The sequence below is a fragment of the Rhizobium sp. IY2 genome, assembly GCF_047532935.1.
GTDB classification, from domain to species: Bacteria; Pseudomonadota; Alphaproteobacteria; order Rhizobiales; family Rhizobiaceae; genus Rhizobium; species Rhizobium anhuiense.
Genome location: NZ_JBLKNU010000042.1, coordinates 1 through 392 on the forward strand (window position 1 = coordinate 1; position 392 = coordinate 392).

Annotated in this window: 1 protein-coding gene; it reads left to right on the forward strand. The window is 61.5% G+C overall.

Features of this window, described 5'->3' with window-relative positions; genetic code table 11:
• A partial coding sequence (locus ACMUVN_RS33290) for a DUF4082 domain-containing protein (RefSeq protein ID WP_414816054.1) occupies positions 1-392 on the forward strand: 392 nt, incomplete at both ends.

The following is a 392-nucleotide window of genomic DNA, read 5'->3' on the forward strand; positions in this document are numbered from 1 at the left end:
CAACACCACGGCGAGCGGCTGGCAGACGGTGAACTTCACGACGCCCGTCACCATTACCGCAAACACCACGTATGTCGCCTCGTACCACACGACTGGTGCCTACGTGGCAACCAACAATTTCTTTACCGCCACAGTGACCAGCGGCCCGCTGACGGCGACAGCCAGCGGCAACGGCGTATACACCTATGGCGGATCCGCCACCACTGGCATTTTCCCGAATGCCACCTACAACGCCGCCAATTACTATGCCGATGTGGTCTTCCGTCCGGCATCGACAACACCGAACACGACGCCGACGGCAGTTGCCGATGCGGGGGACGCGACGGAGAAGGGTGGTGTCGCCAATGGTTCGGGTGGTGTGGTTGCGAGCGGCAACGTGCTGACCAACGACA